The 13,688-nt window shown below is 72.8% G+C and carries 11 protein-coding genes and 1 pseudogene; 2 read left to right on the top strand and 10 right to left on the bottom strand.

Annotated elements, in window-relative coordinates; genetic code table 11:
- Positions 1 to 24: 24 nt before the first annotated feature.
- The 9 genes and pseudogenes from HHX41_RS00795 to HHX41_RS00755 form a co-directional block, all read right to left on the bottom strand.
- Positions 25 to 1,005: an ABC transporter substrate-binding protein gene (locus HHX41_RS00795; protein WP_169979251.1), complete on the bottom strand. Its 981-nt coding sequence runs from the start codon at positions 1,003 to 1,005 to the stop codon at positions 25 to 27.
- A complete protein-coding gene (locus HHX41_RS00790) occupies positions 1,002 to 2,942 on the bottom strand; it encodes a proline/glycine betaine ABC transporter permease (protein WP_182904412.1) in 1,941 nt (646 codons plus the stop codon). Before HHX41_RS00790 ends, HHX41_RS00795 begins: the two co-directional genes overlap by 4 nt.
- 336 nt (positions 2,943 to 3,278) lie before the next feature.
- A pseudogene (locus HHX41_RS00785) lies at positions 3,279 to 4,301 on the bottom strand (glycine betaine/L-proline ABC transporter ATP-binding protein); the annotation flags it as partial.
- Between the two features lie 319 nt (positions 4,302 to 4,620).
- Entirely contained in the window at positions 4,621 to 5,382 is a 762-nt protein-coding gene (locus HHX41_RS00780) for a glucose 1-dehydrogenase (RefSeq protein WP_310741693.1), read from the bottom strand.
- A 21-nt stretch (positions 5,383 to 5,403) separates the two neighbouring features.
- Positions 5,404 to 7,686 (bottom strand): tetratricopeptide repeat protein, encoded by a 2,283-nt coding sequence (locus tag HHX41_RS00775; RefSeq protein ID WP_182904411.1) that lies wholly within the window; start codon positions 7,684 to 7,686, stop codon positions 5,404 to 5,406.
- Between the two features lie 62 nt (positions 7,687 to 7,748).
- Complete coding sequence (locus HHX41_RS00770; RefSeq protein ID WP_182904410.1) at positions 7,749 to 8,516, bottom strand: SCO6745 family protein; 768 nt, start codon at positions 8,514 to 8,516, stop codon at positions 7,749 to 7,751.
- A gap of 72 nt (positions 8,517 to 8,588) precedes the next feature.
- Complete coding sequence (dapF, locus tag HHX41_RS00765; RefSeq protein WP_182904409.1) at positions 8,589 to 9,401, bottom strand: diaminopimelate epimerase; 813 nt, start codon at positions 9,399 to 9,401, stop codon at positions 8,589 to 8,591.
- A 9-nt stretch (positions 9,402 to 9,410) separates the two neighbouring features.
- The gene (gene miaA / locus HHX41_RS00760; protein ID WP_182904408.1) at positions 9,411 to 10,322 is read right to left on the bottom strand and encodes a tRNA (adenosine(37)-N6)-dimethylallyltransferase MiaA; all 912 of its coding nucleotides are present in this window, start codon (positions 10,320 to 10,322) and stop codon (positions 9,411 to 9,413) included.
- Between the two features lie 28 nt (positions 10,323 to 10,350).
- Positions 10,351 to 10,884: a methylated-DNA--[protein]-cysteine S-methyltransferase gene (locus HHX41_RS00755; RefSeq protein ID WP_211591456.1), complete on the bottom strand. Its 534-nt coding sequence runs from the start codon at positions 10,882 to 10,884 to the stop codon at positions 10,351 to 10,353.
- Between the two features lie 42 nt (positions 10,885 to 10,926).
- On the opposite strand from HHX41_RS00755, the gene HHX41_RS00750 reads away from it, so the two are divergent.
- Positions 10,927 to 11,616, top strand: a complete 690-nt coding sequence (locus HHX41_RS00750; RefSeq protein ID WP_182904407.1) for a class III extradiol dioxygenase subunit B-like domain-containing protein — start codon at positions 10,927 to 10,929, stop codon at positions 11,614 to 11,616.
- Here HHX41_RS00750 and HHX41_RS00745 read toward each other — a convergent pair.
- Complete coding sequence (locus tag HHX41_RS00745; protein WP_182904406.1) at positions 11,589 to 12,539, bottom strand: ribonuclease Z; 951 nt, start codon at positions 12,537 to 12,539, stop codon at positions 11,589 to 11,591. The two genes, HHX41_RS00750 and HHX41_RS00745, sit on opposite strands and share 28 nt — an antisense overlap.
- 387 nt (positions 12,540 to 12,926) lie before the next feature.
- On the opposite strand from HHX41_RS00745, the gene HHX41_RS00740 reads away from it, so the two are divergent.
- Positions 12,927 to 13,664 (top strand): hypothetical protein, encoded by a 738-nt coding sequence (locus HHX41_RS00740; protein WP_182904405.1) that lies wholly within the window; start codon positions 12,927 to 12,929, stop codon positions 13,662 to 13,664.
- Positions 13,665 to 13,688: the final 24 nt, after the last annotated feature.

Here is a 13,688-nt window from a genome sequence, read left to right as displayed (position 1 = left end):
ATGATTTGTCAGACACGACCTAGATCACTTGGGCATCCATGCCTGCCACTTGGCGGTGTTGGCCTCCACCCACTTCTTGGCCGCGTCCTCGGCGGACATGCCGTTGTTGGTGATGTCGTCGGCGACCGCGTTCTGGTCGTCGTTCGTCCACTGGAAGGCCTTGATCAGCTCGTACGCCTTGCCGCCGGTGTCGGCGAACTTCTTGCTCACGATCTTGTCGAGGTCGTACGGCGGGTAGTCACAGTCGACCTTCTTGGGGTCGCTGTCGCAGCCCTCCGTGTACGCGGGGAGGTTGACCTTGACCAGCTTGACCTGGTTGAACAGCCACTGCGGCTCGTAGAAGTACATGAGCAGCGGCTTCTTCTGCTCGGTCGCCTGCTTGGCGGCCTTGATCAGCGCGGCCTCGCTGCCGGCGTAGACGACCTTGAAGTCGAGCTTCAGGTTCTTGACCAGAGCCTCGTCGTTGGTGACGAAGGACGGGTCGCCGTCGAGCATCTGGCCCTTGCCGTCAGACTCGGACGTCTTGAACAGGTCGGCGTACTTGTTGAGGTTCTTGTAGTCGGTGATGTCGGGGTACTTCTGCGCCATCCACTCGGGCACGTACCAGCCGATGACGCCCTTGTTGCCCGTGCTGCCCGCCTCGACGGCGACCTGCTTCTCCTCGATGTACTTCTTCTTGAGGTCCGGGTGGCCCCAGTTCTCGATGATGACGTCGACGTCACCGGACTCCATGCCCTGCCAGGACGGTTCCTCGGCGAGGGTCACCTTCTCGACCTTGTAGCCGAGCTCCTTCTCCAGCAGGTGCGACACGACGGCGGCGCTGGCCTCGTAGCCGACCCAGCCGTTGATCGCGATCTTGACCGTGCCCGCCGCGGACGCGCCCGCGGAGCCCGCGGCGCTCGCGCTCGGCGCCGCCGCCGAGTCGTCCTCGACCTTGGCGCCTCCGCAGGCGGCCATACTGAGGCCGAGAACGAGAACCCCTGCGATTAGGCGTAACTTCTTCATGCGTTCCTCTTCTTGTGGGGAGAGCGGCGCCCGTTGGCGCCTTGCGTGATCCGGTCGAGCATGACTCCCAGGAGGACGAGGGCGACGCCGGCCGCGAGGCCCTTGCCGTAGTCCTCCTGCTGCGCGATTCCGGCCACGACGTCGTATCCGAGAGCTCCAGCGCCTACCAGCGCGCCGATCACCACCATCGCCAGCGTCATGACGATGCCCTGGTTCGCCGCGAGCAGCAGCGAGCCGCGGGCCATCGGCAGCTGGACCTTCCACAGCAGCTGCCGATCGGTGGAGCCGGCGGACCTGGCCGCCTCCATGACGGTCGCGGGGACCGCCCGCAGGCCGTCCTCGACCAGGCGCGCGACCACCGGCACCGCGTAGATGAACGAGGCCATGATCGCGGTGAAACGGCCGTTGCCGAACAGGGCCACGGCGGGCAGCAGGTAGGAGAACGACGGCATCGTCTGGGCCGCGTCCAGGATCGGCCGCAGCCCGGCGGCGAACCACCGCGACCGCGCGGCCAGCACGCCGAGCGCGAGCCCCGCCGCGATCGTGATGACGGAGGCCACCAGCACGATGGTCAGCGTCTCCATGCCGTGCTGCCACAGTTGCAGCGCGGCGACGCCCGCGAGGCAGCCCGCGGCGATCACACCGGCCACCGGTCCGCTCACCCGCCAGGCGAACACCAGCACCGCCGCGGTGACCAGCCACCAGGGCGCGCTGGTCAGCACGTCCTGCAGCGGATTGAGCAGGCCGTACGCGACGAAGTCGTTGAGGAAGCCGGTGAAGGTGTACCAGTGCGTCTCGATCCACTCGACCACGTCGTTGATCGGCCGGACGAGCTGCACGTGCCACTGCTCGGGGAACTCCTGCGCCAGCACGGAGGTCAGGACCAGCCCGGCCGCGGTCAGGACGGCGAAGCCGGCCCAGCGGACCACCCGCGCCCGCCCGCCGCCGTCGCGCCGCTGGGCGGTCGCCCGCGTCATCCGGTCGAGCACGATGGCGAGCAGCACGATCGCGACGCCCGGAATGAGCGCGGCGCCCACGTTGACCCGGGCGAGGGCGCGGAGCAGGTCCACGCCGAGTCCGGGGGCCGCGATCAGCGCGACCAGCGGCACCATCGACAACGCGGCGGCGATCGTCTGGTTGACGCCCAGCATGATCGTGTTGAGCGCCAGGGGCAGGCGGACCTTGCGCAGCGTCTGCCACCCGGTCGCGCCGAGCGACTCCGACGCCTCCACCGTGACGCCGGCGACCCGCTGGATGGCCAGCGACGTGATCCGGATCGCCGGCGGCATCGCGTAGATCATCGTGGCGAACGTCGCGGACGCCGGCCCGATGAGCAACAGCAGCACGATCGGCGACAGGTACGAGAACGTCGGCATGATCTGCATGACGTCGAGCACCGGTGTCACGATCCGGCGTACGCGGGGCGAACGGCCGGTCCAGATCCCCAGGGGGATGCCGAACAGCAGCGACAGCACCACCGCGGACAACGTCAGCGCGAGCGTGTCGACGCTCGCCTCCCAGAATCCGAGCACCCCGACGCCGGCGAAGCCCGCGAGCGACACGAGCGCGATCCGCCAGCCGCCCGCGAGCCAGCCGAGACCGGCGGCCAGGCCGATGAGCCCCGGCCAGCCCAGCGCGACCAGGGCCCCCTGGATCAGCGTGTAGATCTCCGACACGCCCAGGCGCAGGTAGTTGACGACGTAGAGGAAGATCGGGCTGCTGTTGCGGTTGGCGTCGACCCAGTCACGGGCGTCGTTGAGCCAGTGGAACACCGTGGCGTCGTCGTCGTGCGGCAGCACGGCCTTGCCGCGGAAGGCCACGTAGAGGGCCACCACCGCGACCACTCCGGCGACCGGCGCGACCCATCGCGGCAGGCGGCGCCGGACCGGCGCCGGGGCCTGCACGGGCGGCGCCACCTGCACAGGTGCGCTCACCATCTACGCCTCCCCGGGCGCGCCCGCGGGGGCGACCGCCGCGCCCCCGCGCGTCCTCGCCTCGGCGGTGGCGGACGTGCCGCCCTCGCCCCGCGCCGGCTGCTCCTCCTGAACGGCTTCGACGGCGGCGTCCTCGGCCGCCTCGGCCGCCTCGCCGGAGGCGGCGGGCCCGCCGGAAGCGACGGGCTCGCCGGAAGCGACGGGCTCGCCGGCGTCCGCCTCCTCGGCCTCCTGCGCCTCCCCTGCCTCCCCGGCTTCCGCCGGCGGCTCCTCGGGGTCGGGCTCCTCGTCATGGGCCTTCGCGGGAGCGGCGACCACCACGGGCTCGCTCGCGGGCCGTACCGCGCCGAGGATGTCGACCCGGCTCACCACGCCGACCAGTTCGCCGTCGGCGACGACCCGGATGGGGCGGTCGGACGCCATCGCGGCCGGGACCGCGTCGTGGATGACGGTGTCGGCGGGGAGTTCGGGACCGTCGAGCGGCTCGTCCGGCCCGGGGGCGCGGCAGATCCAGCGCAGCGACAGCACCTGCGCCCTGGGGACGTCCCGCACGAAGTCGGCCACGTAGTCGTCGGCGGGCGCCCCGACAAGCTCCTCGGGGGTGCCCACCTGCACGATCGCGCCCGCCCGCATGATGGCGATGCGCTCCCCGAGCTTGAGCGCCTCGGACAGGTCGTGGGTGATGAAGACCATGGTCTTGCCGACCTCGCGGTGCAGCCGGATGACCTCGGCCTGCATGTCGCGGCGGATCAGCGGGTCGAGCGCGCTGAACGGCTCGTCGAACAGCAGCACCTCGGGGTCGACGGCGAGCGCCCGGGCCAGCCCGACCCGCTGCTGCATACCGCCGGACAACTGCTCGGGATAGGAGTCCTCATGGCCCTCCAGCCCCACCAGCGACAGGATGCGGCGGGCTTTCTCGTGCCGCTCGGACTTCCCGACGCCCTGGATCTCCAGGCCGTAACCGACGTTGTCCACGACCTTGCGGTGCGGCAACAGCCCGAAGTGCTGGAAGACCATGCTCACCCGGTGACGGCGGAGCTCTCGCAGCTGCTTGGCCGACATCGCGCGCACGTCCTGACCGTCGATGCGCAGTTCGCCCGCCGTCGGCTCGATGAGCCGGGTGAGACAGCGCACCAGCGTCGACTTGCCGCTGCCGGACAGGCCCATGACGACGAAGACCTCGCCTGGCCGGACCTCGAAGCCGACGTCCCTGACGGCGGCGGTGCACCCCGTCTTCGCCCGCAGCTCCGCGGGTTCAAGGTCGGCGTCGGGGCTGCCGATGATCCGGTCGGCCTTGGGACCGAAGATCTTCCAGAGCCCGCGAACCTCGATCGCGGCTGTGCCCACTCTGATTCCCCTCACTTGGCGCTCGCCCGCGAGGCGGCGTGGACGCCCGGAAACGCCAAAGCACGGCGCGAGGGCTGCCGCTCGCACGCCGTGAATGAAGAGCGGGGGGCCAACGACTCCTCAGGGCACACGCACAGGCGTTGCGCAAGACGCAACACGGATCCTGTTTTTTGACAACAGGTCTGAGGCTAGGGCCCTGCTGCCCTTCTTATGGTGAAAAATGCCACCTAATCTCCATATCGTGATCGTCCGGTGATCTTTCTCCCCCATGGGCGTACCGGGCCGTGAGGGCCCGGCGGCGCGGGGTGAGGACGACCCGCTCGGCGGGCGGCGATCAGGTGACGAGGATTCCTCCGTCCACCGGAACGACCGCCCCGGTGACGTACGAACCGGCGTCGGACGCGAGGAAGACGACGGCGGCGGCGAGTTCCTCCGGGGCGCCCGAGCGCTTCATCAGGACCCGCTGCTCCCGCATGCGGTCGAGATAGCCGTCGGGATACTGCGCCGTCATCTCGGAGTCGAAGAAGCCCGGTTCCAGGCAGTTGACCCGGATGCCCCGCCGCGAGGTCCACTGCTGGGCGAGGTCGCGGGTGAGCCCGGCGACGGCGGCCTTCGACGCGCTGTAGGCCGCCTGCGGCAGCCCGGCCGTGGTCTCGCCGAGCACGCTGCCGATGTTGACGATCGACGAGCCCGGCGGCATGACGCGGGCGCAGGCCTGGGCCATCCAGTAGGTGCCGTTCAGGTTGACGTCGAGCACGCGGCGGAACTCGCCGGGCGTCTCCCGCAGGGCGGGCACGGCCGTGCCGACGCCCGCGTTGTTGACCAGCACGTCGACGCGGCCGAACTCGCCGATGGCCGCGTCGACGAGGGCCTGGCACTCCTCGGGGACCGACACGTCGGTCGGGACCGCAAGGCAGCGGCGGCCGGTCTCCTCGACCAGCCGCCGGGTCCGCTCCAGGCCTTCGGGGCGGCGGGCTCCGATCACGACGTCGGCGCCCGCTTCGGCGAGGCCCCGGGCGAAGGCGACGCCGAGCCCGGACGACGCCCCCGTCACGATGGCCACTTTCCCGTCAAGACGGAACCGGTCCAGAATCACGCCCGCCCCCTCAACTCTCGGTCAGAGGCCGTACTCCTTGGAGATCCGCTCGTGCCGCTCGGCCTCGATGCCGACCTCGCGGGCGAGGTCGAGCCACGCCAGCGGGTGGGACCACTGCTCGGTGACGTCGTCGAGGACGGCGTCCAGCTCGGCCGGCCGCACGGTGGGCGGGATCGCGATCCAGCCGAACACGCCGGGGAGCTGCTCACCGGTGGCCGGGTGGGTGACGCGGTAGTTCTCGTCGCTGTAGACCCACATCGGCCAGCCGCGCTCGGCGAGGACCTCGTTGAACTCGGCCCACTCGTCCTCCGACGGCGCCGCGCCGTCGAAGAACCAGCTCGTGTAGCCGCCCGGTCGCAGCATCGTCACCCCGGCGAACGGGATCACGAAGCTCTCCCGCTCCTGCTCGTCCTCCGGGATCGGCTCCAGCGGCCGGGGGTCGATCACGACCACGTCGCCCGCGTTGTACTCCATGCCGCGCGGCTGCGGGATCGCCAGGCGGGCGGTGGCCGGGCCGGTCCGTACGGCGAGCACCTCCCGCTGGGTGCCGTCGGGGGCGGGGAGGATCACCCGGACCAGGTGCCACTCCTCCTCGATCGGGCCCTCGCCCGCCTCGATCGGCATGCCGAGCTTGGCGCCGGCCGCCCGTACGGTCGCCCAGTCCTCCACGGCGGTGGACAGGACGATGATCCGCCAGACGTCCTCCTCCTCGCCCTCGCCGGACTCGACCAGCGGCTTGAGGATCTCGGCCGCCTTGGCGTTGTCGCCGAGCTGCTGGACCGCGCCCGACCACAGGCGGCGCGCCTCCAGCCCGCCGCCGTGGGCGACGGCCTGCTCGGCCTCGGCCGCCGTCTGCTCCCACCGCTCGCGCGCACGGTGCAGCCGGGCGAGCGCGAGGTGCGAACCGGTCTCCGGCAGCCGGGCCGCCAGAGTCTCCACCCGCTCGTCCTGCCCGGCCTCGATGAGCAGGCCGGTGAGATAGGAGATGTCCTCGTCACCCGCGGCGGCCGGGTCGCCGTCCTCGACGATCGTCTTCCAGTAGGTGTCGGCGCCCACCGGGGCGTAGCCGAGGAAACCGAGCGTCGTGGTGTGACGCCGGGTGGCCTCGAGGTCGGTGCCGGACAGCGGCCACAGCCAGCCCACCCACCGCTCGGGGTCGGCCGTGCGGCCGTCGGCGGCGTCGAAGTAGGCCACCAGCTCGTCGCGGGGGCCGGGCGGCGGCAGTTCCTTGGCGGCGTCGGCGGCGACGCGCAGCTCGGCCACCCGCTCGGCCAGTCCCTCGGTGACCCGGAGGGTGGCGATCGCGGCCTCGGCGTAGTCGGCCAGCAGGCGGGCCTGCCACAGGCCCTGCCGGGCGACCGCCAGGTGCCCGGCCGTCAGCGCGAGCTCGAACCGCGCCCGGTGGCCGCCCACGCTCTCGAAGTAGGACATCCACTGCCGCAGGATGCGGCCGAGCTGCCAGGTGTTGGCGATCGAGCCGCCCGAGGAGAGCATGCGGACGGTGCGCGCCCACTCCACCCATTCGCGCGCGTGGTCGCCCACCACGTCGAGGTCGGGGAGCGCGTCCACGGCCTCCTGCATCCGGCCGAGGGTGGCCAGCACCTGCGAGCGGAGCAGGGCCTCGCGGCGGGCCTTCGCGACCGGGTCGTCGGGCTTGAAGCCGGTCGAGGCGTCGAGCGCGGCCAGGGCGTCGTCCGGGCGCCCGGCGGCGAGCAGGGCCCGCGCGGAGGCGGCGCCCAGCTCCCAGCTCGCCTCGCGCCCGGCCCCGCGCAGGCGCTCGACCGCCGCCTCGGCGTACGCGACGCCCTCGGCCGCCTTGCCCGCGTCGATCAGGGCCGCGACGTACTGCGTGGCCAGGCCGGAGAAGGCGAGAGAGTCCGGGCCGACGCCGTCGAGGGCCGCGCCGAGGGCGGCCAGCCGGGCCTCGGCGTAGCCGGGACCGTCGGTGTTGGCCTGCGCGATCGCCAGGACCTCCACGGCGCCGGGGGCGCCGGGGCACTCGCGCACGTCGTCACGCTGGGCGAACTCCAGCAGCGAGGCGGCGTCGTCGAGCGCGACCGCGCCCATCGCCCGGTCGCCCACCCGCCCGATCAGGTGCCAGTAGCGCGCGAAGAACTCCAGCCACGGCTTCTCCAGCGTCTCGGCGTGCTGCGCGATCGCCGGCGCCACGACGTCGAGCTGGGCGAAACGGCCCTCCAGCGCCTGCGCGGGCACGTCACCCAGCGCCATGGCCAGTCCCGTGTTGCCCGCCTCGTGCAGTTCACGCTGGGTGCCACCCACCCAAGCCCAGATGTCCACGTCCATGAGGAGTCAGTCTGCCAGGTCGCCGACCATGACCCAAACAGCACGCGGCCGTCGCCCCGCGGTCAGCGCCCCAGAGCCACCCGGGCGGCCTCCCGGAGCAGGGCGCACAGCTCCGTGAGCTCCGCCGGGCCGAGCGCCGCGTAGGCGCGCGCGACGAGGTCGTCGGTCAGCTCCTCCGCCGCGGCCCTGCGCTCCGCCGCCTCCGCCGGCGGCTCCGGGTACGGCTCGGGCCAGGCGAGGAAGCGGGCGACGTCGGAGGTCCTGTCGTACGGGAGTGGCGTCCCGGTGTTGTCCGCGCCGACCAGGGTGGCCTCCAGCGGGCCGAGACCGTGCGCGACCACGGCCGTCGCGTGCAGGCCGCCGCGCAGTTCCCGTACGACGTGGAGCAGGTGGGCGGCCAGGGCGGGCCCGCCGCCGGGCCGCGGCATGGCCCGCCATCCGGCGAACAGCGGCGCGCAGAACGGATCCACGCCGTCGGCGACCGCGGCGAGCAGCTCCGCCAGCCGGTCGGGGTCGCCGAGCCCGGCGAGCCTGCGCCGCCCCCAGTCGTGACAGGCCCCGGCGTAAAGCGCGGCGGCCTCCTCGGCGGGGAGCTTGCGCCCGCCCTCCCACGACTCACGGACGTGCGCGGCCTGGAAGAAGACGACGGCCGCGAGCACGACGTCCGCGTCCACCTCGCCGAGGACGCCGCACCGGCCCCGGAAGTACATCTCCCGCGGGCCGAGGCCGTGACCTTCGCACAGCGCCTTGACCTCCCGCGAGATCATGAAGCCCCCGCCGAGTGCCCCGATCGCCGCCTTCGTCTCCACCACCGCGTCACGCGGATCCATGCGCCCTCCTAGGTTCAGCAGCCAGACTCAGGGTGGCGGATCAGAACAAGGTTCTGCAAGTCCCTGAAACGATCAGAGGACGGCGGGCCACTCCCCCGACGCGACGAGGACGGCGGGCCCGGACAGGTAGCTCGTGTCCTCCTCCAGCGTGACGGTGACCGTGCCGCCGAGGATCCGGACCTCCCACGTGCCGGTGGTCTCACCGGCGGCGTGGGCGGCGGCGACGGCCGTCGCGACCGCGCCGGTGCCGCACGAGCGCGTCTCCCCCGAGCCCCGCTCGTGCACCCGCATGGACACCTTGTGGCCGCCCACGGCGTTGAAGATCTCGACGTTGACGCCCTGCGGGTAGACCCCGCGGTCGAAGTCGGGCTCCCGGCCGAGGTCGAACCCGGCCACCGGCTCCGCCACCGCGCATGCCAGGTGGGGGTTGCCCATGTTCACGTTCACGCCGCGGCACTCGCGCCCGTCGACGACGGCGCGGCTGTCCCCCAGCACCAGCGGCCTGCCCATGTCGACGGTCACGTCGCCCGAGGCGCCGAGCCGTACGCGCTTGACGCCCCCGCGGGTGGCGACGGCGAACTCGCCGGGCGCCGCCAGGCCCGCGTCGACGAGGTAGCGGGCGAAGACCCGGACGCCGTTGCCGCACATCTCGGGAATGCCGCCGTCCGCGTTGCGGTAGTCCATGAACCACTCGGCCTCGCCGGCCTGCCCGGCCACCTCCGGGCAGAGCTTGGTCCGCACGACCCGCAGCACCCCGTCGGCGCCGATGCCCGCACGCCGGTCGCACAGCACCGCGACGTCCCGCGCGGACAGGTCCAGCGTGGCGTCGGCGTCCGGCAGGATGACGAAGTCGTTCTCGGTGCCGTGGCCCTTCACAAAGCGCATGAGAGAAGTCTAGGAGGCGCGCGTGATCACGCCGATCGCGCGGTCGGCCAGGTCGGGGGCGTCGAAGGGCAGCCACACCACCCGGGGGTCGCGACGGAACCACGACTCCTGCCGCCTGGCGAACCTGCGGGTGGCGCGCACCGTCTCCTCCCGGGCCCGCTCCTCGGTCCACTCGCCGCTCAGGAACCGCAGGACCTGCGCGTACCCGAGGGCCCGGCTGGCGGTCCTGCCCTCGGCGAGGCCCCGCGCGGCGAGCGCGCGCACCTCGTCCACCAGCCCGGCCTCCCACATGCGGCCGACCCGCAGCTCGATCCGCTCGTCCAGGACCGGCCGCGGCACCTCGACGCCGATCTGCACGCTGTCGTAGACCGCGTCGTACGACGGCATCGTGGCCGAGAACGGCCGCCCGGACAGCTCGATGACCTCCAGCGCGCGGACGATCCTGCGGCCGTTGCTCGGCAGGATGTTCTCCGCGGCCACCGGGTCGAGGCCCTTGAGCCGTTCGTACAGAGGCGCCGGGCCGGTCTCCGCGAGCTCCTTCTCCAGCCGGGCCCGCGCGTCCGGATCGGTCCCCGGGAACTCCAGGTCGTCGATCGCGGCGCGTACGTAGAGCCCGGAGCCGCCCGCCAGCACGGGCACCCGGCCGCGGGAGCGCAGGTCCTCGATCAGGGGACGGACGAGCCGCTGATACTCGGCCACGCTGGCGGTCCGCGTCACCGGCCAGATGTCCAGCAGGTGATGGGGGACGCCGCGCCGCTCCCCTGCGGAGAGCTTGGCCGTGCCGATGTCCATGCCCTCGTAGAGCTGCATGGAGTCGGTGTTGATCACTTCGCCGCCCAGCCGGAGCGCCAGCTCGACGGCCAGGTCGGACTTGCCCGCCGCGGTCGCGCCCACGACAGCGATCACCGGTAGTTGCCCCACACCGTCCAGTGTCCCAGCGGCGGGGAGGTCACATGTCCCAGTCGAGGGTGGGCGGCAGGTGACCTTCGAGGGTGAGCAGCCACCGCTTGGACTCCACGCCGTCGCCGCCGCTGAAGCCGCCGAGCCCGTTGCTCGCGACGACCCGGTGGCACGGCACGATGATCGGGATCGGGTTGCCGCCCATGATCGAGCCGATGGCCCGCGCCGGGACCCCCGTGCCGCTGCGCGCCGCCAGCTCCCCGTACGTCACCACCTCGCCGTACGGAACGGTGGCGAACAAGGTGCCGAGGACCTGCCGCTGCAGCGGCGACATGAGCCGCCAGTCGACCGGCACGCGGAACTCCTTCAGCTCGCCGTGGAAGTACGCCGCCAGCTCCTCCCGTACGACGGCCGTACGGGCGGGGTCGTCGGCGGGGGTCATCCCGAGGCGGCCGGCGATGCGCTGCCTGATCAGGGGACCGTCCCGGAAGTCCGTCGCGGCGACCCCGTCCCCGGTGACGGCGGCGAGCACGTCGCCCAGCCTGGTCGGTACGGTCGCGAACGCCACCGTGCTGCTGTCCATGCGTCCCATTCTGCGGGTGATCGGCCGGGGTAGGGTGAGCGGGTGCTGGTCGCCGCTGCCGTCTGCCCGCATCCTCCGCTGCTCGTCCCGCAGGTCGCCGGGGCCGCCGCACCCGAGCTCGACGCCCTGCGCGCGGCCTGCGCCGCGGCGGTCGGCTCGCTCCTGGACGCCCGCCCCGACGTGCTGGCCGTGGCCGGCGGCGCGGACGTCACCGCGTCCTTCCCCGGGGATGCGGCCGGGACGCTGCGCCCGTGGGGCCCCGACGTGCGGGTGGGGCCGGGGGACGCCGTCCTGCCCCTGTCGCTCACGATCGGCCGCTGGCTGCTGGAGGGGACGCGCGTGCTTCCCGTCCTGCGGTTCGAGGCGGTCGGCTTCGACGCGCCGCCGGACGAGTGCGCCGCCACCGGCCGCCTGATCGCGGGATCGGCGCCGCGGGTGGCGCTGCTGGTCATGGGCGACGGCTCGGCCAGGCGCACCGAGAAGGCGCCGGGTTACATCCATCCCGGCGCCGTGCCCTACGACGAGATGCTCGCCGGCGCGCTCGCGTCCGGCGACGCCGGACGGCTGCTGGCGCTGGACCCGGCCCTGGCACGGGAGCTGCAGGCGGCGGGCCGGGCGGCCTTCCAGGTGCTGGGCGGCGCGGCACGGGAGGCGCCCCCGACGGCCGCCGAGCTGCTGTACGACGACGCGCCGTACGGCGTGGGCTACTTCGTGGCCCGCTGGACCTGGTAGTCCGCTCGTTTCGGCACCGGGACGCGCATGAGGTCGCGCGCCGTCACGACGTCCCCCGTGTAGGACTTGCGCACCTCGTCCACGAAGCGCGGCTCGTCCGCCGTCGTGTACCGCTCGGAGAAGTGCGTGAGCACCAGCCGCCGCACCCCGCAGGCCGCCGCGATCTGCCCCGCCTGGGCCGCCGTCAGGTGCCCGTACTGCGCGGCCATCGCGCTCTCGTCCGACAGGAACGTCGACTCGATCACCAGCAGGTCGACGCCGTCGGCCAGGGCGAACGCGCCGTCGCACACCCGGGTGTCCATCACGAAGGCGGCGCTCTGTCCCGGCTTGGGGGCGCTGCACTCGTCCAGCGTGACCGTCGAGCCGTCCGGCAGCGTCAGCGAGCCGTGCCGCTGCAGCTCCCCGATCATCGGGCCGCGCACGCCCCGCCTGGCCAGTTCCCCGGGCAGCATGCGGCGCCCGCCCGGCTCGTCCACGCGGTAGCCGTACGACTGGACGGGATGCGACAGCGGCCGCGCGGTCAGCGTCACGGGCCCCGACGGCCACCGGACCAGCTCGCCGGACACCGGCCGGGGCGTGATCACGTCGGTGTCGGCGAAGGCCGACGCGTTGCGCAGCCTGCGCCAGTACGCCTCGCCGCTCGCGGGGTAGGCCGCCCGCACCTCGTGGTTCACCTTGTCCCTGGCGATCCGCTGGACCACGCCGGGCACCCCCAGGCAGTGGTCGCCGTGGAAGTGGGTGACGCAGATCCAGGTGACGTCGTGCGCGCTCACGCCGGCGTGCAGCATCTGCCGCTGCGTGCCCTCCCCCGGATCGAACAGGAACCCCTCGCCGTCCCAGCGCAGCAGGTAGCCGTTGTGGTTGCGATGACGGGTGGGCACCGCGCTCGAAGTGCCGAGGACGACCAGTTCACGAACGGACACACCGCCGATGCTAAATCGTGCCCGAAGATCGGGCCCCGCCCTCACCCGTCCCCGGGCGGGGGTAAACGGGCCGCCGTGACCGGACGACCCCGATCCGGTCTGCCATCCCATTCCCACTGACGCGACTCCGGATAAATTCTGAAAAATCGAGCGATACGATAATTGGAACCCCCGGAGAAAACCATCGCATGGACGGCCGGCATCACGCGCGAATCGCTGCTGCCTGGGGTGATGTGAGCCCGATTCCTGCCGGACATTTCTCTAATCAATGGCCGAGGTGGCGCATCTGGGACCCCCGGAAATCGGCGGAACCGCCACGCGAATCCATACGCGGCGGGCAGACTGAGAAATCGGATACTCCAGACCGCCGCACGGAAGAACACGACCTTGCCGGATTACTCCCCCACTCCGCGGCACCGGCGCGACGGTCATCCCGTCCTCGCCCTGACGGGCGTGATCGGCGTGACCGCGATCGCCGGGCTCGGCGTCGTGCTGGCCGTCCTGTCCAGGCAGGACCCCGCGCCCCCGGGTGCCCGGCCGGTGGCCGCCGGCCTGCGCTCCCCGGTCACGCCGGCTCGTACGGCGCCCGGCTTCCCCGCCGCCGGCCCCTTCTTCTCACCACCGGCCGCCCCGTCCGGACGGCCGGAGACGGAACCGGAACGCGCGGTGGAGCACCGGGAGGAGACGCCGGAAGACGTCCCGGAGCGGGAACGGCCGGCGGGTGACCGCGACGCGCCGCCGCCCGGGCACGAGAGCCGGAGGCCGCGTCCGCCCGGACGCCACCTCCGGGCGACCGACCCCTCGTCCCGATCCCGGCCGCCGTCGCCGGACTCGGCGGGCACGGCGGGCCGCGGTGGGACGAAGGAGGCGGAGCGGCCCCGACCCGCCCGGATCGCCGCCCCGGACGCCACGAAAGCGGCCGTACGAGGCTCCGCCACCGGGAACACGGCGGCCAAGGGCGCCGTGCCCAAGGACACGGCGGCCCGGGACGCTGGCGCGCATGACACGGCCCAGCCCTTCGCCGAGGCGGACGGGGCCGCGCAGACCCAGGTCGATGATCCCTGTCTGCGATTCGACGACCTGCGGCGCGACTACTGCTACGAGGTCCTGCGCCGCCTGTCCTGACGACCGGCGGAGCCCTCGCCGGCG

It is taken from the genome of Microbispora sp. H13382 (assembly GCF_014161445.1).
GTDB lineage: Bacteria > Actinomycetota > Actinomycetes > Streptosporangiales > Streptosporangiaceae > Microbispora.
This window is presented reverse-complemented; position numbering and strand designations above follow the sequence as displayed.